Source organism: Amycolatopsis silviterrae, assembly GCF_042684085.1.
GTDB lineage: Bacteria > Actinomycetota > Actinomycetes > Mycobacteriales > Pseudonocardiaceae > Amycolatopsis > Amycolatopsis silviterrae.
Genome location: NZ_JBHUKS010000020.1, coordinates 17599 through 39213, shown reverse-complemented (window position 1 = coordinate 39213; position 21615 = coordinate 17599). Strand labels below are relative to the sequence as shown.

Genomic DNA, 21615 nt, shown 5'->3' with positions numbered 1-21615 from the left:
TCAGACCTCCGCTCCCGCCAACGCCACCTGCGCACGCACCGCCGGCTTGCGCAGGTAGCCGAACCACGTCACGCCCACGCACACCGCGTAGAAGACCAGGAATCCGACGAACGCCGGAACCCCGCTGTGCGCCTCGGCGAACGACTGCCGGAACGCGAGGTTGATGAACAACCCGCCCAGCGCCCCGATCGCGCCCGCCAATCCGATCAACGCCCCGGACAGCCGGCGCGCGTTCCGCAATTCCGCCGCCTCGTCCGCGCCCGCCTGAATCGCCGCTCGCGCCTTCACCTGGAAAATCGCCGGGATCATCTTGTACGTCGACCCGTTCCCGACGCCGGTGAGCACGAACAAAACAATGAACGCGACCGTGAACCACGCCAGGGAATCAGCCGAGGACGCCAGCACCAGCACCACGGTCGCCAACGCCATCGCCCCGAAGGTCGCGAAGGTGACCCGGCCCCCGCCGATCCGGTCCGACAGCCAGCCGCCGATCGGCCGCGACAGCGAACCCAGCAGCGGCCCGAGGAACGTCACCGCGGCCGCCTGCAACGGCGTCCGGCCGAACTGGTTCTGCAGCACCAAGCCAAAGGCGAAGCTGTAACCGATGAAGGAACCGAACGTACCGACGTACAGCAGCGACATGACCCAGGTGTGTCCATAACGAACTACCTCGCGCATGGCCTTGGTGTCACCGCGAACACTGGCCAGGTTGTCCATGAACAGGGCCGCACACGTCGCGGCGATAACGATCAGCGGAAGGTAGATGTAAAGCACCAATCGCGGAGCCGTCGCGCCCGCGGTACCGATCACGAGAAGCCCGACGAGCTGAATCACCGCAACGCCAAGGTTTCCGCCACCGGCGTTCAATCCAAGCGCCCAGCCCTTGTGCCGCTCCGGATAGAAAGTGTTGATGTTCGCCATCGAAGAGGCGAAGTTACCGCCGCCAACGCCGCCGAGGGCCGCCATCAGCACAAACGTGCCGAGCGACGTCCCTGGGTGCAGCACGACCGCGGTCAACGCCGTCGGAATGAGGAGCAACAGCGCACTGATGATTGTCCAATTGCGACCGCCGAACCGCGCGACCGCGAAGGTGTACGGGATCCGCATGACCGCCCCGACCACCGTCGGCGTGGAGACAAGCAGGAACTTGTCCGCCGCGCTGAACCCGTAGGCCGGGCCCATGAACAGCACCACGACCGACCACAAGGTCCAGATCGAGAAGCCGATGTGCTCGGAGAACACGGAAAACCACAGATTGCGCCGGGCGACACGCTTGCCGGTTTCTTCCCAGAACTGGTCGTCCTCGGGATCCCAGTGCTCGATCCAGCGGCGGGGCATGGCGTCCTCCTTGTTACCGGGGGCGTTCATTGCGCGGCCAGCCAGTCCGCGACCGCGCCGACCGTGTCGCGGCAGCTGCCGCATCCGGTGGTCGCGCGGGTGGTGCGGGCGAGGGCGGCAGCGTCGGTGGCGCCACCCCGCCAGGCTTCGATCAGCCGGCCTTTGGTCACCGCGTTGCAGCGGCAGATCACTGTGGACGAAGGAAGATCCGCCGGGCTCGCGGCCGTCGGCGCGCCCGCGGGCAACGCGCGGCCCAGCAGAACCGCGAGCCGGTCTTCCGGAACCGGCGTGCCTCGGTCGTGCAGCTGCGTGACAGTCGCCGCCGCGTCCGGAAGGCCAAGCAGAATCGCGCCGGTCACGCGGTCGCCGCGCACCACGAGCTTGCCGTACCGTCCGCCGGACGGATCATCGAAGGTCACTACCTCCGCAGCGTCGTCCTCGCTGGTCACCTGCGTTTCGCCGAGCGCGGCGAGATCGATGTCGCGGGCCTTGAGCCGGGTTACCGTGCGGGTGCCGCGATACCGCGCCGTGGCGTCGGCCCCGGTGAGCAAGTCCGCGAGCACCGCAGCCTGCTCCCACGCGGGCTGCACCAATCCCGGCGGCGCACCCGGATGCCGTGCGCAGTCGCCGAGCGCGTGGATCCGTCCGTCGCTAGTCCTGAGTAGATCGTCCACCAGGATCCCGCGGTCCACTTCGAGCCCGGCGGCCTCGGCGAGCGACGTCTCCGGCCGCACCCCGGCCGCGACGACCACGAGATCAGCGGGAACGAAGCTGCCGTCGTCGAGTTTCAAGCCGTCGCCCGGGAGGTGCCGAGCAGCCGTCACCTCGAACCGGAACGTCACGCCCAGCTCCGCCAACCGGCGCGCCAGCACCCGACCAGCGCCGGAATCCAGTTGCCGTTCCAGCACATGCGGTTGCGGGTGTACGACCGTCACATTCGCACCGCGACCCGCCAGCCCACGCGCGGCTTCCAACCCGAGAAGCCCGCCGCCGAGCACCGCGACCGGTGCACCCGGACGCGCCGCGTCCACAATGCGCGCGCAGTCGTCCAGTGTCCTGAAGGCCACGACCTCCGGGCCGAGTTCGAGCCCTTCGACCGGCGGAAGCCACGGCGCGGCCCCGGTCGCGAGGACGACTGCGTCGTAAGGGAAATCCTCGGTTTCCGTACAGACCAGCCGCTGTGCCGGGTCGATCCGCGTCACCCGCGTTCCGAGCCGGAGGTCGACACGCGCCTGTGCAGCCCATTCGACATCGTGCAGCCGCACCGTTTCCGGACTCATCCCGCCAGCGACCACAGTGGACAGCAGCACCCGGTTGTACGCGGGATGCGGCTCCTCGCCGAGAACAGTCAACCGCACCCGGTCGGCTTCCGGATCGCGTCGCCGGATCTCGTCCGCGAGGCGGGCCCCGGCCATCCCGTACCCGATGATGACTACGTTCCGCGCGCTCATCCCTCTGCCCTCGCCAACGACACCGCGCACACCTTGAACTCCGGCATCCGGCTCACCGGGTCGAGCACCGGGTTGGTCACCAGATTCGCCCGCGCCGCACCGGGAAAGTGGAAGGGCAGGAAGACCAGGTCCGCCCGCATCGACGGCACACACCGCACCTGCGCGACCGTCTCCCCGCGCCGCGACCGCACCACCGCGCGATCGCCGTCGGCCAGCCCGGACCGGGCCGCGGTGTCCGGATGAACCTCCACGAACGCCTCCGGCACGACCGCTGTCAGCTCCGCGATCCGGCGAGTCTGCGCGCCGGATTGGTAATGCTGAAGCACCCGGCCAGTGGTGGCCTGCAAGGGAAACGTCTCGTCCGGCAGCTCGGCGGGTCCACTGTGGTCGACTTCCGCGAACCGCGCACGCCCGTCTGGATGCGCGAACCCGTCGAGAAACATTCGTGGCGTACCCGGGTGCTGCTCGTCAAGAACGGGCCAGTGCAATGCTTCCCCGGCCCGCAGCCGTTGATAGGTCACGCCGGAGTAGTCCGCAGCGCCACCCTTCGAAGCAACACGCAGCTCCTCGAAGACCTCCGCCGCGTCATCCGGAAACCGCTCGGCCGACTGTCCGATTCGGACCGCGAGATCCCGCAACAGCGACAGATCACTGCGCACTCCGGCGGGCGGCGTGATCGACCGCTGCCGCAGCAGGACACGGCCTTCGAGGTTGGTCAACGTTCCGTTCTCCTCGGCCCATTGCGGCACCGGGAAAACCACGTCGGCCAGCTCGGCGGTCTCCGACAAGACAAAGTCGGCCACCATCAGAAGATCCAGTCCAGCCAACCGGTCCTGCACCCGTGCCGACCGCGGCGCCGACACCACGGGATTGCTCCCGAACACCAGCAGCGCCTTGATCGAATCCCCCAGCGCGTCCAGCAGTTCGACCGCGGACCGGCCCGGCCCGGGCAAGCTTTCCGTTGGCACGCCCCAAACCCCAGCCACATACTCCCGCGCCGCGAGGTCGTCGATCTTCCGGTATCCCGGCAGCTGGTCCGCCTTCTGCCCGTGCTCGCGCCCGCCCTGCCCGTTGCCCTGGCCGGTCAAACACCCAAAGCCGGACCCCTCGCGACCAGGCAAACCCAGTGCGAGCGCGAGATTGATCCACCCGCCGACAGTCGCCGTGCCAGACGCGTGCTGTTCCGTCCCACGCCCGGTAAGCACATACGCGTTACCCGCGCGCGCCAGCATTTCCGCCGCCCGCCGCTGATCCGCGGCCGCGACCCCGGTCACCCGCTCGACCCGTTCCGGCCACCAGGTCGCGGCGATCCGCCACATCTCGTCGAACCCGGACGTCCGAAGATCCACATAGGACTTGTCCAGGTGTCCCTCGGCGACCACCGCGTGCAGAATCCCCAACGCCAGCGCAAGATCCGTTCCCGGTGCCGGTGCGAGGTGCAGCGCGGCCCGTTCGGCCGTCGGCGTGTGACGCGGGTCGATGACGATCAGTTCCGCACCGTCCAGGTGCTGCATGAACGGCGGCATCGTCTCGGCCGGGTTCGCCCCGGCGAGCAGAACCACGTCCGCCCCCGCGAGATCGGTTACGGGGAACGGCAATCCGCGGTCCACTCCGAACGCACGCAGTCCGGCCGCCGCGGCGGAGGACATGCAGAAACGCCCGTTGTAGTCGATTTGCGAGGTCCCGAGCGCTACCCGGGCGAATTTCCCGAGCAGGTAAGCCTTTTCGTTGGTGAGACCGCCGCCGCCGAAGACCGCGACCGAGTCCGCGCCATGGTCCCGACGCGAGGCCAGCAGGTGGTCCGCGACGAAATCCAGTGCTTCGTCCCAGGAAACCGGCTGCAGTTCACCGTCTCGGCGAAGCAGCGGCGTCGTCAGTCGCGCGCCGGATTCCAGCAGCGCGCCGGCGGTCCAGCCTTTCTGGCACAGGCCGCCCGCGTTGACCGGGAAATCCCTTGGGGTGACCCGTGTCTCATCCAGGCGCATCCCGCACTGCAAGGCGCAGTACGGGCAATGTGTGTCGACGTGCGGCACAGGCGCTCCTCGGGTCGGCGATGACCCGACGGTAAGGACGCTGTGTTACCTCGACGTGCCGGAATGTTTCGGGGAGTTGACATTGCCCGCCTTCACGGCGGGGGCGCGCAGTGAGTCAGAGGATCGCGCTGACCTCACGCGCCGCCGCGCGCAGGCCGTCCAACGCGGCGTTGGTCGACCTTGGGTCGAGGGCGTGCGAGGCGAGGCGGAACAGGATCGCGCGGAGCAGGAGCTGCGGCCATTCGGGGAGGTGGGCCCAGCGTTCCAGCAGCGCGCCGGTGGCTCCGCCCCAGATCAGGGAGTCGACTGCGGCGATGGCCGCGCCCCATTCGCCGGGGCGGTAGTACGGGACGAAATCGACTACGCCGGGGGCCTCGTCGCCGTCGAAGAGCAGGCTGGCCAGGAGTTCTCCGTGCGCGACCTGGTGCGGGAGCTTGATCGGACGCCGGGCCGGGGCGAGGATTTCAAACCAGCGGCCGCCTTTTTCCTCCGGGAGGGGGCGGTCTTGTTCTTCCCACGCGATGCGGTCGGCTACCGCGTCCCGGTCGTCTCTTGCGGAAAGGAAGTCCGGGCGGGGGAGGTCGGAGGTGGCGCGGTGGAGGCGGACTGCGGCTAGGACTGACTCTTCGCAGCGGTGTTCGGTGGTGCCTCGGAGGTGGCGCCAGGCGGACCAGTTTCCGACTATCCAGCGGCCGTCGCGCGAGCGGACTGGTTTGGCGATTCGGAGGCCTGGGTCGTCGGCGAAGTCCAGGGCCCTTGCGGTCCATAGGGACTGGGAGCGGTCGGTTGCTGGTTTGAAGACGATGTCTCCGGACTGCCAGGATTCGGAGTCGGGGAGCGGGGTGATCGCGTCGGCGTCGGTGCCGAAGGCGGCGCAGACGCGTTCGGATGGGCGTTCCAGGGTTGACCGCACGAGGGGTGAGGTTACCTCGGGCAGGCGTGGTTTCTGCGCGGACTCGCTGGTCGTGGGGTGTTTCGAGTGTGCAACGGGGTGGGGGTTGCTCGTCGCCTGGCGGCGACATTGCATCCGGGGTGTTGGGGGGCACCCCGAAGCCTGATTGTGATGACGGTCTGAGGGTGCTTGTCAAGGCGGGAAAGATGCCTTGACAAGCACCCTCAGACCGCATTTTGGCTTCGTATCGGGGTGCGGGGGTGGTGTGGGTGCCCGGCTGGGGTGGGTGCATCGGCGGCGGTTCTCGATGGGGCGCTTCGACGACGACCAAAGGGCTGTGAGGGGAACCCTGAGGGAATCAGAGTCCGTGAAGGTGGCCCTCACGGACGGTGCCAGGCGCATAGAAAGACGTGAAGGACTCCTTGAGGGAATCTAAGTCCCTTAAGGAGTCCTTCACGGACAACGGCTGCGGCTCAGTAAGTCGGCAGGCTTGGGTCGATCTGCCGTGCCCAGGCCAGGACGCCGCCGCCAAGATGCGTAGCGTCCTTGAAACCGGCCGCGTGCAGGGCCGCGAGCGCCTCTGCGGAGCGGGCACCGGACTTGCAGTGCAGGACGATTGGCTTGTCCTGCGGCAGTTCCGCCAGCGCCTCCCCGGACAGGATCCGGTCCTTAGGGATCAGCGTGGCGCCCTTGATGTTGACGATCTCGTACTCGTGCGGCTCGCGGACGTCGATCAGCGCGAAGTCCTCGCCCGCGTCGAACTTCGCCTTCAGCTCCGCCGGGGTAAGAGTGCTGCCCGAGGCGGCCGAAGCGGCTTCGTCCGACACCACGCCGCAGAAGGCCTCGTAGTCGATCAGTTCGGTGATCTTCGGGGTCTCCGGATCCTTGCGGATCTTGACCTCACGGTATTTCATCTCCAGCGCGTCATAGGAGATCAGCCGCCCGAGGAGCGGTTCTCCAATGCCGGTGATGAGCTTGATCGCCTCGGTCACCATGATCGAGCCGATCGACGCGCACAGCACGCCCAGCACGCCGCCTTCGGCGCAGGACGGGACCATGCCGGGGGGCGGCGGCTCGGGGTACAGATCCCGGTAGTTGAGACCCTTGCCGTTCGGCGCGTCCTCCCAGAACACGCTGACCTGGCCCTCGAACCGGAAGATCGAGCCCCACACGTACGGCTTGCCGAGCAGCACCGCCGCGTCGTTGACCAGGTAGCGGGTCGCGAAGTTGTCCGTGCCGTCGAGGATCAGGTCGTACTGCTCGAAGATCTCCAGCGCGTTCGCCGACTCCAGCCGCTCGGTGTGCAGGTGCACCTTGACCAGCGGGTTGATCTCGGCGATCGACTCCTGCGCCGACGCGGCCTTGAGCTTGCCGACGTCGGACTGGCCATGGATCACCTGGCGCTGCAGGTTGGATTCGTCGACGACGTCGAAGTCGATGATGCCGAGCGTGCCCACGCCGGCCGCCGCCAGGTACAGCAGTGCCGGGCTTCCGAGGCCGCCCGCACCGATGACCAGGACCTTCGCGTTCTTCAACCGCTTCTGCCCGACCACCCCGACGTCCGGGATGATCAGGTGACGGCTGTACCGGGCCACCTCTTCCTTGGTGAGCTCGGCTGCCGGCTCGACGAGCGGCGGCAGTGCCGTGTCTGACATCGGGTCCTCCATACTCGCGCGGGTCGCGTAGTCGATCCCAGTATGTTCAACGCCCGCCCGCAAGGGACACTTCCCCGCTCTCAGATCGTGAGACGTTGTTACTGGCCCGGCGGAGTCGGGTTCGGCCACGCGTTCGGCTTGCACACGTGATGGTCCGCGGCGACCTTGCCCTTGTCGCCGCCGGGGATGTTGTTGAGCATCGCGACGTAGTCGTCCGCGACGCCGAACGACTGCTGCATCATCACCGGGGCCGGCTGGTCGTTTCCGGGGCAGCCAACGTGATTGTTGCCCAGCGCGTGCCCGACCTCGTGGTTGATCGCGTACTGCCGGTACCCCGTCATGTCCGGGCCGTAGACCTTCGCGCCGCGCGACCAGCGGGCCAGGTTGATCAGCACCCGGCCCATGCTGCGGCGGTAACACGAGGCCTCGAATTTGATCTGGAACCCGCACGCGTCCGGCCGGTGCGTGGTGTCCGGCGTGGTGAGGCTCACCCGGAAGGTCGGGTTCGGATAGCTCGCGTCGACCCGCTGCAACCGGATCTCGCCGTTCCAGGTCCAGCTGCGCGGATCCGACAGAATGCCCTGGACCGCCGTCCCGAAGCTGTCGTCTCCGGCGTAGCTGGCCTGGTCGATGCCGTCCTCTACCTCGACGGTGTACGTGTACAGCTTCCCGCTCTTGCCGACCACGTCGCCGGACCCGGGCACGATGTGCCAGGTGCCCTTGCCGGCCTGGGTGAAGTTGCCGCCCGAGGGCAGGTCCGCGGTGGGCACGTTGAGGTTCACCGGCTGCGCGGGGTTCTCCGGGATGCCGCCGTCGTCGATCGCGCCCGCGGCGGAATCGCCGGACGCGACCTCGCCGCTGGCCGCCGGACCGGCTTCGGGCGCCGGGCCGGTGGCGGTGTTGACCGCGACCAGCACAGTGATCACGGCCAGGATCGGCAGCGCGTACACCCGCCAGCCGTAGGTCTTCACGAACCGGCCGAACGGCGACTGCTTCTTCTTCGGAGCCGGGCGCTTCTCCGGCCGCTCGTCCCTTGGCTGCCAAGCGGCGGCGAGCGGTTCCGCGCTGGTGCGCCTGCTGCCCGGCCGGTACCGGTCCTCGCCGACGCGCTGAGCGGGTTTGCGGGCGGGCCGGTACTGGCCGACGCGCGGCGAATCGGACTCCGGATCGCTGGAACCGGAGGACGGCGAACGCCGGGCCGACCCGGTGGTCGGGCCCCGCCGGTCTTTCGCTCGCGCGTCCTGCTTCAGCCGGTCCACCGACCCAGGGTGCCACACCACGACGACGTTCCCGGCAGCGACTGGCGGGCTCCCCGGCGATCCGCGGTCCCCCGTCCGGGCTACCAGGAGCCCTTGTCCGCGCCCTCCCACAACCCGAGCACGGCACGCGCGACCACTTGCGGGCGTTCCATTTGCGCCACGTGGCCGGTGCGCGGGAGCACCAGCATCCGGGCGCGCGGAATCGACTGCGCGGTCCGCAGCGCACGCTTGACCGAGATCACCCGGTCGTGGAGCCCCCAGACGACCAGCGTCGGGGCCTGGACCTGTTTGGCGACCGACCACAGCGACGCCGCGCCGAGCGCCGTCCAGCTCCGGAAGATGCCGAACGTGCTGCGTTCCATCGCGGCCAGCGCCCACGGGAACCCGGCGCGCGCGGCGTGCTCCTCGACCAGTTCGTCCAGCCGGGCGTCCGGGAACCGCGACGGATCGTGGAAGCACAGCTTGATGACCTGCGCGGCGCGTTCGCGGGCGGTCATCCCGGCCATCCGGCGGCGCACCCGTGCCCCGACCACCGGGAGGTAGGCCAGCGCCATCAGCGGATCGGACAGCCGGCGCGGGTCCGGGCGGCGGTCCGGCATCGCCGGGGAGATCAGGGTGAGAGTTCTCACCAGCTCCGGCCGCCGCGCGGCGAGCAGCAGCGAGATCGCGCCGCCCATCGAGTTGCCGAGCAGATGCACCGGCCTGCCGAGCCGTTCCAGCCTGCTCGCGACGACGGCCGCGTGGTCGTCAAGCCCGAACGCGAATCCGGCAGCGGGCTCCGAATAGCCGAATCCGGGCAGGTCAACGGCCTGCCCGGCGGCGGACGGGGCGAGCAGCGCGGCGAGGTCGGTCCAGTTCGTGGACGATCCGCCGAGCCCGTGCACGTACACCGCGGGCGTGCCGTCCGGTCCGGGCGTGTGCCGGATGTGCAGGCCGTCCTCGACCGTTCCCGGCCAGGCAGGCAGCGCCCCGTCGAGCGGCGGCAGGGGCGTAGTCGACAATGGCACCTGGGTCACCGGCGGGCGGACCGCCGCCGCGGTGGCGGGGCGGGAGGTCGTGGTCGTCACCGGTCCAGGATGCCTGACCCTTGGCATTTCGGGCGTACCCACGAGTAATGTCAGGTTCACTTCACGCGGTGGTGAACCCGCCCGGCGAAGGCTGCGGACGGAGGAAGAATGACGGACATGGCGCGACTGCAACGAGGCGTCCGGTTGCCCCGGACCGAGCGCCGGGCCCAGTTGCTGACGGCCGCGCAGCGCGTCTTCGCCGAGCACGGCTACCACGCGGCCGCGATGGACGAGATCGCCGAGGAGGCCGGCGTCAGCAAGCCGGTGCTCTACCAGCACTTCCCCGGCAAGCTCGACCTGTACATCGCGCTGCTGGAAAGCCACGTCGACGACCTCGTCGGCCGGGTGCAGGGCGCGCTGAACTCCACCTCCGACAACCGCCAGCGCGTGCCGGCCACGGTCGGGGCGTTCTTCGACTTCGTGAACAACGACGCCGGCGCGTTCCGCATGGTCTTCGAGTCCGACCTCCGCGGCGAGCCCGCCGTGCAGGAGGCGGTGGACCGCGCGACCTCGGCGAGCGTCGAGGCCATCACCGAGACGATCACCTCCGACGCCGGGCTGGACGAGGAAAAGGCCCGCCTGCTGGCCGTCGGCCTGGTCGGGATGAGCCAGGTCAGCGCGCGCTACTGGCTGCAGCACAACCAGTCGATGAGCCGCGAGGACGCGGTGGCGCTCACCGCGAACCTCGCGTGGCGCGGCATCGGCGGCGGGTTCCCGCTCAAGGACAACTAACCCCGTGCGCGCGATCGCGGTGCCGGGCACGCTCTGCAGCCCGCGGATCTACGCCCGGCTGGCCGCCGCGCTGCCCGGCGAACTGGACGTGGTCGACTGGATGACCGCGCCAGGTCCGTGGCGGATCGAGGACATCGCGGCGCGAGTCGCCGACCGGATCGAACGGCACGGCGGCCCGGTCACGCTCATCGGGCACTCCACCGGCGGCTGCGTCGCGGCGGTCGTCGCGGCGACCCGGCCGGAGCTGGTGTCCGGGCTGCTGCTCGCGAACACCGGCGCGCACATGCGCGGCCACGGCGACGTCGACCGGATCCTCGCCACGATCGCCACCGGCTGGGGTCCGGACCTCCACGCGGCCGTCCTCGACCGGTCCTTCGCCACCCCGTTGCCACCTGACCTGCGCGCCGAACTTCTCGACTACGCCACTCGCGTTCCAGCCGAAGCCGCGCTGGAAGTCCTGACCAGCCAACGGGACCTGGACCTCACGCCCCGCCTGGCGTCGATCCGCTGTCCGGTCACCGTGCTGCACGGAATCCACGACCGGGCGCGCACGCTCGCGGACGCGCAGTACCTCGCCGACCACCTGCCGGACAGCGAACTCGTCACCGCCGAGACCGGGCACTCCCCGATCTGGGAAGACGTCCCGGCCACCGTCGCCGCGCTCGAACGGCTCCGCTAGCTCACTCGCGCGGTTTTCGCTGCCGTGGCACCGATCTCGCCGCCCCGGGCAGTTCGACCAGCAGGTTTTCGAGATGGTCCGGCAGCGCGGCGCACGGATCGGTCAGCCAGGCGTCGGATTTGCTTCGCCGGGACGGTTGTTCCCCCTCGGCCAGCAAAGCGGCGTAGCAGCCGTAGTCGATAGCGAACCCGTCGTAGAGCGTTCCCGGCCGCCGCTGGCTGACGATGCCGCGTCGCACCAGGTGAACGAGCCTGGCGTCGTAGAGATCACGCATCGTCGGGTCGTGCGCGCCACCGGCGTGGTCGAGCAGGAAAGTACGCGAACGCCGGCGGCCCACCACCTCGTCCACCAGCCATCGAAGCGTCGCCAAGGCCGGTTCGTTCCCCGCGATGGCGGCGTATTTGTCCCGCAGATACCAGTCTTGCGCGGCCTGCCGGACGTGCCGGATCCCGATCGTCGCCGTGTTCGCGTGCTGCGCGGCCAACGCGGCGATGTTGATCGCGTCGCGGGGCACGCCTTCGGCCGCGCGCACGAGCTCGGGAAACGCGGTGCGGCTGAACGCGGTGGCCACGAATTCCGCGGCGTCGTCAGTCACCGGCATCCGCGGTCGTACGTGATTGAGGAACAGTTCGGCGAAAAACTGCCTGGACTGGCTTCGGCCGTGGTCGAACAGGAGCGCGTCGTCGAGACTGACCGCGGAAGCCGCGTCCGCACCCACCTCGATGCCTACGTAATCGCCTTCAGTGCCCGGTTCGCGGAAGCGGGACCGGCGTTCGATCGCCGCGATCTTCACCGTCGCCCCGCGCGTCGGGAGCACGCTGCGGCGCAGCAAATCCGCCAGCAACGGTTGCAGCTCAAGGGGAACCGAACTCCACTCGTCCAGCAGCAGCCACAGCCGGGCCGGGGCCAGCGCGGCCGTGATCCGCGCCAAGGCCCGGCTGAGCGGCCCGAAAATGACCTGATGATGCTCGATTCCGGTCCGCCGCAACCGATCCGAGGCGGTGACCGAATGCCTGCTGCTGCCCGACAGCGTCACCTGACCACGCGGCCCGCCCGGCCCGAAGGACGCGGAAGCACCCGCGCTGGTCGCCTGTTCCGCGGCCCCGCCGACGGTCGTCTCCCGCTCGACATTGCCGACAACCTCGACCGTCGTGGCCGCCTCGGTCAGCTCGTCCAAGCCCTGCAGCAGACCTTCCTGATCGGCCACCCTCGCCTCGATCGCCGTGGTCAGCAGCTGTTCGTGCACTGCTTCCAGCGTGTCGACCAGCAGCTGAGTCCCCCGCAGCGGCACCGGCAGCTGCTGATTCGCGTACAGCCCGCTGGTGGACCCGATCGTGCGCAAATCCAGGTACACCGGGACTTCGTGGGTTTCCTCGACCAGATCGGCCAGGTACAGCAGGGCGTGCGTCTTCCCGGTGCCGCGGCGGCCGTAGAGGATCTGATGGTCGGCGGAATGCAGCACCGCCGAGAACGACCCGGCCACCACGAAGGTTTTGGCCAGCGTGTGCCGGTCCACGCTCTCCGCCCGCCGGGAAATCGCCATCAGGCTCCGGTTGACGTGCGCGCTCAGCGGCTGCCCCATGCCCGTCCTGTCTGTCGGCGAGATCCCAGCCACCCAGCGTGACAGCGTCAGGGGGCCGGGAACAGCCGACAGTCAGGTACGAGCGCGAAGGCGGTGTACGCGCACGGTGACGTAAGCGTGGCTCTCGTGAGTGTTTACGCCGGTTAGAACCGGCTTAGGCACTCACGAGACCCGCAGCAACGCCCCGATTCGCTTCGCGACCTCGCCCGCCCGCTCCTGCGGCAGCATGTGCCCAGCGCCGGGAAACCGGACAAACTCCGCGTCCGGCAGCTCGTCCGCGATCACTTTCGCGTGCGGCAGCGGGCAAAGCCGGTCCTTCTCCCCCGCCAGCACCACGGACGGAGTACCGCGCAAAGTCGCCAGCGCGACGCGCCGGTCATGCGTCGAAATCGCGTCCTGGAACGCGCCGAGGCTCGCCGGATGCGCGCACAACAGCTGATCCGCGACCAGCCGCAGGTCCGCCCGACGCGGATGGTCGCCGAAAACGAGGAACCGCGCCCCCGAACGCACCATCGCCGGGCTCAACGGCAGCCGCTCGCCCTTGCGGTGCGACAACGCTTTCGCCAGCCGCCGCTCGAACCGCGCGGAGAACTGGCCCGCCATTCCGGGCAGCCCCAGCGTGATCCGGTCCATCTGCCCGGACGACGTCGCCACGAAAGCCGTCCCGGCCACCCGGTCCCGCACGAGGTCCGGATGCCGTTCGGCGAGCGCCATCAACGTCATGCCGCCCATCGAATGCCCGGCGAGCACCAGCGGGCCCGACGGCACCCGAGCCGCGATCAGCTCGGCCAGATCGTCGGCCAGCCGCGGAATCGTGCCGGTTTCCGTGGTGGCGGGCGCGGAACCGCCGTGGCCGCGCAGGTCGTAGCGCAGCGTCCGGACGCCCGGGCCGAGGTGGTCGAGGACGCCGTCCCACGTGCGGTGGTCCTGCGTCCAGCCGTGCACCAGCACCAGCGTCACCGCGGCATCGGCCGGACCGCTCGCTTCGACGTGCAGCGCACAGCCATCGCTGGTCACAAACCGATGCTCACGGGCCGGATTGCGCAGCCGCTCTACGGTAGTCATTTCGCCTCCGCGGGAAAAAGTACGTCGGCGGTAGTCACTTGCCCTCCGGCAACAGGAAAGACTTGCGCCAGAACGGTTTCCCCGGCAACCCGACCAGACCGGACTCCTGCAGGAACGGCATGATCTTCTCCCCGGCCCACGCGATCGTCGCGCGCCAGTGCGGGTTGTTCAGCGCCGTCTCGACGCCCTCGCGCGGCCGGATCCCGACCGCCTTGTAGACGTTCGGGTTGATGAACGCCCGCGTCACGAAGTACGAGATCAGCGCGATGCTGAACTGCTGGTAGGCGACCTCCGCACGGCCGAGTTTCGCCATCCCGCGGGTGACTTCCTCGCGGGCGAAGGTGACGTGCCGCGCCTCCTCCAGCACGTGGATCCGGTTCACCATCCGGACCAGCGGCTGGATCTCCTCGTCGTTCATCTGCTCGCGCTGCAGCCGGTCGAGCACCTCCTCGGCGACCAGGATCGCGCCGTAGCGCGCCGGGCCGTAGGAGATGGTCGGCATCAGCTTCGCGAACTGCCGCAGCACCGGCACCGGACCGTAGGTCGGGCAGCCGATCCGCGCGGACATCCGCGCGAACATCGTGGAGTGCCGGCATTCGTCGGCGATCTCGGTGAGCGCGAACTGCGCGTGCGCCGTCGTCGGGTCCTGTTCGTAGACCTCCTTGAGCAGCATCTGCATCAGGAGGATCTCGAACCACAGCCCGGTGGTCGCGATGCTGGCCATCTCGTGCTTGCCCAGCTCGATCCGCTGTTCCGGGCTGAGCCGGTCCCACAGCGGAGTGCCGTAGAGCGACGAGCGCTCCGGCAGGATGTACCGCTTGCCCTCGACCAGCGGCGCGTCCCAGTCGATGTCGACGTCCGGGTCGTAGAACTTGTTCGCCGCCGACTTCAGCAACCGCTGTGCCGTCGCTTCCCGGTCGGTCACCTTGAGCGTCCGCGTCATCATCAGCCCCTTCCAGCGCCTGACTCGCCGTTGAATCGAGAAGCCGCGTCCCGCCTGCCGCCACGGAACATGTAACCCGTGGTAACAGTTACCTCTGGTAGCATGACCGCCGTGATCGAACGTGTCAAGCGCTCCAGCAAGCAGTCCGGCAAGCAGGCAGCCGACACCGAAACGAGCACTGGGGACGCCCGCCGCGACCGCTGGCGCAAGCACCGCATCGCGCGCCGCGCGGAGTTCGTCGAGGCGGCGTTGCGCGCGCTCGACGCGCACGGTCCAGACCTCGGCATGGAGGACGTCGCCGCCGAAGCGGGCGTCACGAAACCCGTGCTGTACCGGCATTTCGAGGACAAGGCCGACCTGTACGTCGCACTCGGCCAGCGCGGCACGGAGATCCTTTTCGAACGGCTGATCCCGGCGATCAACGCGGAACTCGCGCCGGTGCCGCGGATCCGGATGGCGCTCGACGCGTTCTTCGGCGTCATCGAGGAACATCCGAACCTGTACCGCTTGCTGGCACACGGCGGGCTGCCGGGCAAAACCACCGATTCGGACGTCGTCGCGGAGGACAAGGAGGTCATCGCCACCGCGCTGACCGCCCTGCTCGGCGACTACATGCGGATGTTCAACATGGACTCCGGCGCGGCCGAACCGTGGGCGCACGGCATCGTCGGCATGGTCCAGAGCACCGGCGAATGGTGGCTGGACCGGCGTTCGATGGGCCGCGATTCGGTGGTCGAGTACCTCACCCAGATCATCTGGGCGGCGATCGACGGGCTCACCCGCCAGCAGGGCGTGGTGATCGACCCGAACCTGCCGCTCGAGGAGAACAAGGTCGTCCAGCTCGGACGCACCGAAGACGACGCTGACGACACTGCGGACGCCGCCGGCACCGACGCAGGCTGACGAGAGGACCCGGGATGAGCGACGAGGACGGCTACACGGGCGCGGCGACCCTGGTCGTCGACGGCACGGAGATCACCGCGGACGTCGATCTGCGCGGCTATTTCCAGCCGATCGACGGTTACTACCACTGGTACGGCCGGGTCGCCGCGGACCCGAAGCTGACCGAGGCGGTCGGCGGGCGCAAGAAGCCGTGCGAGGTGCGGATCGGCGAGCACACCGCTGAAGGCGAACTGTCCGACCCGGACCCGTGGGGCCGCTACCGGCTCACCGGCACGTCCACGCCGCCGTTCGCGGTCCCGAAGACGCTGGCCGAAGTCGAGGAAGCCACCGCCTGACCACGCGAAAAGGCCGCCCCGGAAGCGATCTCCGGGGCGGCCTTTCGTGTACGGCCTGGCTCAGTCGCCGACGCCGAACCCGACCTTGCGGACGTCGGACGGGGCGATCTCGACGTACGCGATGCGGTCGGACGGGACCAGGTACTTGCGGCCCTTCTCGTCGTTGAGGCGGAAGAGCCCGTCACCGGCCGTCAGCGCCTCGGCGACCAGCTTCTCCACCTCTTCGGGAGTCTGGCCACTGGACACCACCAGCTCGCGCGGCGTGTCCTTGATGCCGATCTTGACCTCCACGTGGGACCTCCGCTGGAAACTCGTTGTGACTACGCCCGGCAAGGCTAACCGAAGCGGGCCGCCGCGGTGGCGCGCGACCAGCGGGTGATTCGCGACCACTCGGCTCAGCCCAGCCCCAGCGCCTGCATGCGTTTGGTGTGCCCCTGCTGCAACCGGCGGAACAGCGCGCCGATTCCCGCGAGGTCGCCGGAGCCCGCGACGATCAGTTCGGCCAGGCCATCGCGTTCGGCCACCACGTACTGCGCCTGGGTGAGCGCCTCGCCGAGCAGCCGCCGCCCCCACAGCGCGAGCTTGTCGCGGGCCTTCGGATCGGCCTTGATCCCGGCCGCGACTTCGCGCTCGGCGAACGCCGAATGCCCGGTGTCGGCCAGCACGGTCAGCACCAGGTCCTTGGTCTCGGGGTCGAGCCAGTTCGCGATCTCGCGGTAGAGATCGGCCGCGAGCCCGTCCCCGACGTACGCCTTGACCAGCGACTCCAGCCACGACTTAGGCCGGGTGGAGCCGTGCCACGCGTCCACTTGCGACACGAACGGCGCCATCGCGTCCTCGACCGCGACGCCGTTCGCGGCCAGATGCTTCGCCAGCAGATCGAGATGCCCGATCTCGGCGGCGGCCATCGAGGCGAGCGCGGAGCGGCCGGCGAGCGTCGGCGCGCTGCGGGCGTCCTCCGCCATCCGGTCGAACGCGGACAGCTCCAGGTAGGCGATCACGCCGAGCAGGTCGACGACGCCCTCGCTGATCGTGGGCGAAGAAGAGGAGGCGGGCACTGAGTTCTCTGCTGGCCTGGCTTCGGCGGGGTCGGTCACGGCGACGAGGGTATCGCCGAACCGCAGGCCCGCGCCGCGAAGAGACCGATCCCACGCCGCGCCGCCGCTCCCGGTATTCCCCGGAAAACACCTGACCAGGTACACTGCGGACGGATAAACAGAGCTTCGCCGCGCCGGACCGCGTTTTTCGGGGGTCCCTGGAGCGGCGGGAACCAGGCGAACGGCTGGCGCCACCAGAGCGACCGGAGTTCGCCGCAAGTGTGCGTGCACGCCTCCTAGCGGCATTCCCGGGAGGGCGGCTCCGGCACCACCGGCCTCCTCAGGCGAGGCGCAGGTGCGAGTCAGGCCCCCGGTCGAGTGTCGAGTGACAACCGGCCTGTGCGCGCTGGTCACGAGAGAGGCGATCACCCTGACCGCAGAACAGTCCACAACCGAACAGACCGAAACCGAGCAGGTCCCCGCCGCTGTCGCGCTCGAGCACAGCGAAAACGGGCCGGCCGCGCTCGACACCTCGCACCCGCTGCAGGCCGGTGCCCCGGTGACCGAGGAGTCGCCGACTTTCGCGTCGTTCGGAGTGAAACCGGAAATCGTCAAAGCGCTCGGCGAAGCCGGAATCGAGCGCACCTTCGCCATCCAGGCGCTGACCCTGCCGCTCGCCATGGCCGGCGACGACCTCATCGGCCAGGCCCGCACCGGCATGGGCAAGACCCTCGGGTTCGGCGTCCCGCTGCTGCACCGCGTGCAGGTGCCCGGCGACGGCACCCCGCAGGTGCTGGTCGTGGTGCCCACGCGCGAGCTGTGCATCCAGGTCGCGAACGACCTGAAGGGCGCCGGGAAGCACCTGGGCATCCGCACGCTGGCGATCTACGGCGGACGGCCGTACGAACCGCAGATCGAGGCGCTGCGCAAGGGCGTCGACGTCGTCATCGGCACGCCGGGACGGCTGCTCGACCTGGCCGAACAGCAGCACCTGGTGCTCGGCAAGGTCCGCGGGCTCGTCCTCGACGAGGCCGACGAGATGCTGGACCTCGGCTTCCTGCCGGACATCGAGCGGATCCTCCGGATGGTGCCGGACGAGCGGCAGACCATGCTGTTCTCCGCCACGATGCCGGGCCCGATCATCACGCTCGCGCGGACGTTCCTGAACCAGCCCACGCACATCCGGGCCGAGGAGAACGACGCGGGCGCGATCCACGAGCGCACGTCGCAGTTCGTCTACCGGGCGCACTCGATGGACAAGACGGAGCTGATCGCGCGGGCGCTGCAGGCCGAGGGCCGCGGGCTCACGATGATCTTCAGCCGCACCAAGCGCACTGCCCAGAAGGTGGCCGACGACCTGGTGGAACGCGGTTTCGCCGCCGCCGCGGTGCACGGCGACCTCGGACAGGGCGCCCGCGAGCAGGCACTGCGCGCGTTCCGCTCGGGCAAGGTCGACGTCCTGGTGGCCACGGACGTCGCGGCGCGGGGCATCGACATCGACGACGTCACGCACGTCATCAACTACCAGTGCCCCGAGGACGAGAAGACCTACGTGCACCGCATCGGCCGCACCGGCCGCGCCGGACGCACCGGTGTCGCGATCACCCTGGTCGACTGGGACGAGGAACCGCGCTGGAAGCTGATCTCGGACACGCTGAGCCTCGACCTGGCGGAGCCGGTGGAGACGTACTCGTCGTCGCCGCACCTGTTCAGCGACCTGGGCATCCCCGAGGGCACGAAGGGCCGCCTGCCGCTGTCGAAGCGCACGCGGGCCGGCCTGTCCGCGGAGAAGGAAGAAGACCTGGGCGGCAAGCGCCGCGGCCGCCGCGGCTCGGCTGGTTCGTCCTCTTCGCCCGCGGACGAGGAAGCCCCGCGCAAACGCAACCGCGCCCCGCGCAAGCGGACCCGGGGCGGTGCCCGTTCGGCCGCCGCCATCGAGGCCGCCGACGCTGCTTCGTCCTCGCCGGACCAGCAGGAAGACCGCCCCCGGACCCGCCGCCGCACCCGCTCGGGCGCCGACGCGACCGGCCCGGCGACGTCCGCCGGCAACGCCACCCCCGCGACGACGTCCGACTCCGGCGAGACCGGAGACCGTCCGGCACGCCGCCGCCGTCGCCGCCGTCCGTCCGCATCTGATACACCTGCGTCGGCAGACTGAGCGACACACCGGGAGTCAGTTACGTGAACGACCACGGGAACGGCACCGACGACACGCCCCCCGAACCCGGATCGAACGTAGCGGGCACTCCCGCGACCCCAGGCGAACGCCCCGAGCCGGCCACCCCGGCCGGGGCGCCCGTCTCGGGGCCGGACGACGCTGCGGGTACTGGGGACAGCTCGGAGGCGAGTCCTCACGACGAGGCTTCCGGCCCCTCACCTGCTGACTCCGCGACGTCAGCCTCAAGCGGCGCCGGACCGGCTGACTCCACTCCAGACCCCGCCGCAACCGCCCCTGGCAACACTTCCGCCGAACCGGCTGGCGCCACTGCGAACCCCGCGACGTCAGCCCCCGGCAGCCACACCGGACCGGCCGCTTCAGCCCTTCACTCTGCGGGCTCCGTCGCGTCGACCCCCGACGGCCCGGCCGCTGAATCGGCCGCTCCGGCACCGTCCTCCGCGAACCCCGCCGCAGGCAGCCACCGCGAAGACGCCGCGGCCGAACCGGCCACCTCGGCCCCCCGGCACGCAGCCGCCGACACCCCGATCCCACCGGCCACCCCCGAGGAACAAACCGGCCCGATCGCGCGCGTCACCGACAACCCCGCCGACGCCGGGATCACCTCCGCCGAGCCCTACGGCTCCGAAAACCTCCTCCCCCACCAGCCCGCCACCGCCGCGAATCCCACCGCGCCGCCAGGAAAAGCCCGCCGCTCACCGTGGAACCGCGGACGGGACCGGCTGGTCGTGGGGGCAATCGTCGTGGTGGTCGCAGTGGTCGCCGCGATCGTCGCCGCCACCAGCGACAACCTGCACACCAGCCGCGCCCTCGCCGACCCGCCGCACGCTCTCCCCACCCCGCCGACCTCCGTGCCCGGCTCGATGACGCAACTGTGGCAGGCCCCGAGTTCCGCGACGCCCATCCCGATCGGACAGTCCGACACGGTCACCACCGCGGACGGCAGCGAAGTCGCCGGACGCGATCCGCTCACCGGGCAGATCCGCTGGCACTACACCCGCGAAAACCTGCAACTGTGCACAGTGGACACCGCATGGGGCCGGGTGAACGCCGTGTACCACAAGACGATGGGCTGCAGCGAGGTCACTCAGCTCGACCCGGCGACCGGCCGGATCACCGCCCAGCGCAACGGCGACGCCGAACTCGGCACCCGCCTGGTCAACGACGGCAGCCACGTGACGACCACCGGCAAACACCTCCTCGACACGTGGCGCGACGACCTCGTGAAGAGCATGGAGTACGGCAAAGTCCCGTTCCTGCAAAACGCGAACAAGCAACCCCGCCCCAACTGCACTTACGGAACCGTAGCAGCGGCCGCCGACAAAATCGGCGTGATCGAACGCTGCCCCGGCGACCGAAGCGACCGGCTGACCGTCTACCGGGCGACCGCCGAGCACGAGGACGAACCCAAGGTCACCTACACCGCCCTGCTGGCAGGCAAACGAGCCCGGGTGATCGCGATGTCGGGCGACCTCACCGGAGTCCTGCTGCCAGACCAGAAACTCTACGTCGTCTACGGCGCGGACGGTTCGCAAAAGGCCGCCTACCCCATGGATCTCCCCGCGTCCGACGTAGCGAACGACCCCGTCGGCGGCACCGAGGCGACCACCCGCACCGCAGCCGGGATTTACTGGTTCACCGGCTCGAAAACCGTCGCCCTGTCCCGAGACGACCTGTCCCCGCGCTGGACCCTGGACGGCACGCTGGGCCCAGGAATCACCTTCGCGACTCAACTGGTGGTGCCCATCCGCGGCGGCCTGGCCGTACTGAACGAAACCAACGGCGCAACCCTGCGCACGGTCGGCATCGACCGCGGCACCTACCCCGGCCCAGTCCGGCTCACCGCGCTAGGCCCAGTGCTGCTGGAACAACGCGGCCCGACCCTCGCCGCTCTGCGCTGACGGCCTCAAGCCCACCACAGCACCCCCAACGCCGCAGCCGCGACGACCAGCACCACGACCCCGGCACACGCCGCGGTTTTCCCGACCCGGCGGTCAGCAACCCGTTGCAGCGCAAGAACAATCACCGCGGCGACCGGATGCCCGACCAGCTTGAGCACCCCCGGCCCGGACGCCCCGTTCACGACACACAACACGCCGACGACCAGCACCCCGACGGCCAAAACCGCCATCCCCGCGGCGACTGAGCCAGTGAACCCGCGCCACCAACGTCCGCGGGGCTTCCGCTTCGCTGCTTCATCGCCGCGGGTCGAAGTGTCTCGCTTGGGCGGCGTTTCCTGGACAACGTCAGCCGCGCCGCGGTCCACCGTCGAATGCTGGATCGTCGGGGCCGAGCGCTTCTCGGCCGCGCGACCATCCTCCGGCTCCCGGAACGTCACGACGCGGTTGGCAGCCGCACGATCCTCCACCGCACCGCCGCCGTCATCGACGGCCGCGACGAGACTGTCCGTACTGTCGACGAGATCTGCAACGCCGCCGGCACGACCACCGCGATCTCTCACCGCACGA

General features: G+C 69.6%; 19 protein-coding genes. 6 read left to right on the top strand and 13 right to left on the bottom strand.

What is annotated here, in order from left to right:
• From ACFSVL_RS27820 to ACFSVL_RS27790, 7 genes are all read right to left on the bottom strand, one after another.
• Positions 1 to 1338, bottom strand: coding sequence for a nitrate/nitrite transporter (locus ACFSVL_RS27820; RefSeq protein ID WP_378308503.1), 1338 nt, complete (start codon positions 1336 to 1338; stop codon positions 1 to 3).
• A gap of 26 nt (positions 1339 to 1364) precedes the next feature.
• Positions 1365 to 2789, bottom strand: a complete 1425-nt coding sequence (locus ACFSVL_RS27815; RefSeq protein ID WP_378308502.1) for an FAD-dependent oxidoreductase — start codon at positions 2787 to 2789, stop codon at positions 1365 to 1367.
• Positions 2786 to 4822, bottom strand: a complete 2037-nt coding sequence (locus ACFSVL_RS27810) for a molybdopterin oxidoreductase family protein (RefSeq protein ID WP_378308501.1) — start codon at positions 4820 to 4822, stop codon at positions 2786 to 2788. Before ACFSVL_RS27810 ends, ACFSVL_RS27815 begins: the two co-directional genes overlap by 4 nt.
• Positions 4823 to 4937: 115 nt before the next feature.
• Positions 4938 to 5735: a TIGR02569 family protein gene (locus ACFSVL_RS27805; RefSeq protein WP_378308500.1), complete on the bottom strand. Its 798-nt coding sequence runs from the start codon at positions 5733 to 5735 to the stop codon at positions 4938 to 4940.
• A gap of 452 nt (positions 5736 to 6187) precedes the next feature.
• The gene (moeZ, locus tag ACFSVL_RS27800) at positions 6188 to 7369 is read right to left on the bottom strand and encodes an adenylyltransferase/sulfurtransferase MoeZ (RefSeq protein WP_182894351.1); all 1182 of its coding nucleotides are present in this window, start codon (positions 7367 to 7369) and stop codon (positions 6188 to 6190) included.
• A 98-nt stretch (positions 7370 to 7467) separates the two neighbouring features.
• Positions 7468 to 8628: a DUF3152 domain-containing protein gene (locus tag ACFSVL_RS27795; RefSeq protein ID WP_378308499.1), complete on the bottom strand. Its 1161-nt coding sequence runs from the start codon at positions 8626 to 8628 to the stop codon at positions 7468 to 7470.
• 80 nt (positions 8629 to 8708) lie between these two features.
• On the bottom strand, positions 8709 to 9722 hold the full coding sequence (locus ACFSVL_RS27790; RefSeq protein WP_378308498.1) for an alpha/beta hydrolase: 1014 nt from the start codon (positions 9720 to 9722) through the stop codon (positions 8709 to 8711).
• 81 nt (positions 9723 to 9803) lie between these two features.
• Between ACFSVL_RS27790 and ACFSVL_RS27785 the strand changes: the two genes are divergently transcribed.
• Complete coding sequence (locus ACFSVL_RS27785; protein ID WP_378308497.1) at positions 9804 to 10427, top strand: TetR/AcrR family transcriptional regulator; 624 nt, start codon at positions 9804 to 9806, stop codon at positions 10425 to 10427.
• A gap of 4 nt (positions 10428 to 10431) precedes the next feature.
• Complete coding sequence (locus ACFSVL_RS27780) at positions 10432 to 11106, top strand: alpha/beta fold hydrolase (RefSeq protein WP_378308496.1); 675 nt, start codon at positions 10432 to 10434, stop codon at positions 11104 to 11106.
• A gap of 1 nt (position 11107) precedes the next feature.
• Here ACFSVL_RS27780 and ACFSVL_RS27775 read toward each other — a convergent pair whose 3' ends face one another.
• From ACFSVL_RS27775 to ACFSVL_RS27765, 3 genes are all read right to left on the bottom strand, one after another.
• A complete protein-coding gene (locus ACFSVL_RS27775; protein WP_378308495.1) occupies positions 11108 to 12688 on the bottom strand; it encodes an ORC-CDC6 family AAA ATPase in 1581 nt (526 codons plus the stop codon).
• Positions 12689 to 12850: 162 nt separating this feature from the next.
• Positions 12851 to 13753 (bottom strand): alpha/beta fold hydrolase, encoded by a 903-nt coding sequence (locus ACFSVL_RS27770; RefSeq protein ID WP_378308494.1) that lies wholly within the window; start codon positions 13751 to 13753, stop codon positions 12851 to 12853.
• 34 nt (positions 13754 to 13787) lie between these two features.
• Entirely contained in the window at positions 13788 to 14696 is a 909-nt protein-coding gene (locus ACFSVL_RS27765) for an AurF N-oxygenase family protein (RefSeq protein WP_067586114.1), read from the bottom strand.
• Positions 14697 to 14798: 102 nt separating this feature from the next.
• Between ACFSVL_RS27765 and ACFSVL_RS27760 the strand changes: the two genes are divergently transcribed.
• Positions 14799 to 15599, top strand: a complete 801-nt coding sequence (locus ACFSVL_RS27760) for a TetR/AcrR family transcriptional regulator (protein ID WP_378308493.1) — start codon at positions 14799 to 14801, stop codon at positions 15597 to 15599.
• 14 nt (positions 15600 to 15613) lie between these two features.
• Complete coding sequence (locus ACFSVL_RS27755) at positions 15614 to 15934, top strand: DUF4873 domain-containing protein (protein WP_378308492.1); 321 nt, start codon at positions 15614 to 15616, stop codon at positions 15932 to 15934.
• 60 nt (positions 15935 to 15994) lie between these two features.
• Here ACFSVL_RS27755 and ACFSVL_RS27750 read toward each other — a convergent pair whose 3' ends face one another.
• Both ACFSVL_RS27750 and ACFSVL_RS27745 read right to left on the bottom strand, forming a co-directional pair.
• The gene (locus tag ACFSVL_RS27750) at positions 15995 to 16225 is read right to left on the bottom strand and encodes a DUF3107 domain-containing protein (RefSeq protein WP_009072973.1); all 231 of its coding nucleotides are present in this window, start codon (positions 16223 to 16225) and stop codon (positions 15995 to 15997) included.
• 104 nt (positions 16226 to 16329) lie between these two features.
• Complete coding sequence (locus ACFSVL_RS27745) at positions 16330 to 16992, bottom strand: ferritin-like fold-containing protein (protein ID WP_378308596.1); 663 nt, start codon at positions 16990 to 16992, stop codon at positions 16330 to 16332.
• A gap of 538 nt (positions 16993 to 17530) precedes the next feature.
• On the opposite strand from ACFSVL_RS27745, the gene ACFSVL_RS27740 reads away from it, so the two are divergent.
• Both ACFSVL_RS27740 and ACFSVL_RS27735 read left to right on the top strand, forming a co-directional pair.
• The gene (locus ACFSVL_RS27740; RefSeq protein ID WP_378308595.1) at positions 17531 to 19129 is read left to right on the top strand and encodes a DEAD/DEAH box helicase; all 1599 of its coding nucleotides are present in this window, start codon (positions 17531 to 17533) and stop codon (positions 19127 to 19129) included.
• A 581-nt stretch (positions 19130 to 19710) separates the two neighbouring features.
• The gene (locus ACFSVL_RS27735; protein WP_378308594.1) at positions 19711 to 21048 is read left to right on the top strand and encodes an Rv3212 family protein; all 1338 of its coding nucleotides are present in this window, start codon (positions 19711 to 19713) and stop codon (positions 21046 to 21048) included.
• A 5-nt stretch (positions 21049 to 21053) separates the two neighbouring features.
• Here the strand turns inward: ACFSVL_RS27735 and ACFSVL_RS27730 are convergent, their stop codons facing one another.
• Positions 21054 to 21608 carry a hypothetical protein gene (locus tag ACFSVL_RS27730; protein ID WP_378308491.1) on the bottom strand — a complete coding sequence of 185 codons (555 nt, stop codon included), beginning with the start codon at positions 21606 to 21608 and terminating at the stop codon, positions 21054 to 21056.
• Between the last annotated feature and the right edge of the window lie 7 nt (positions 21609 to 21615).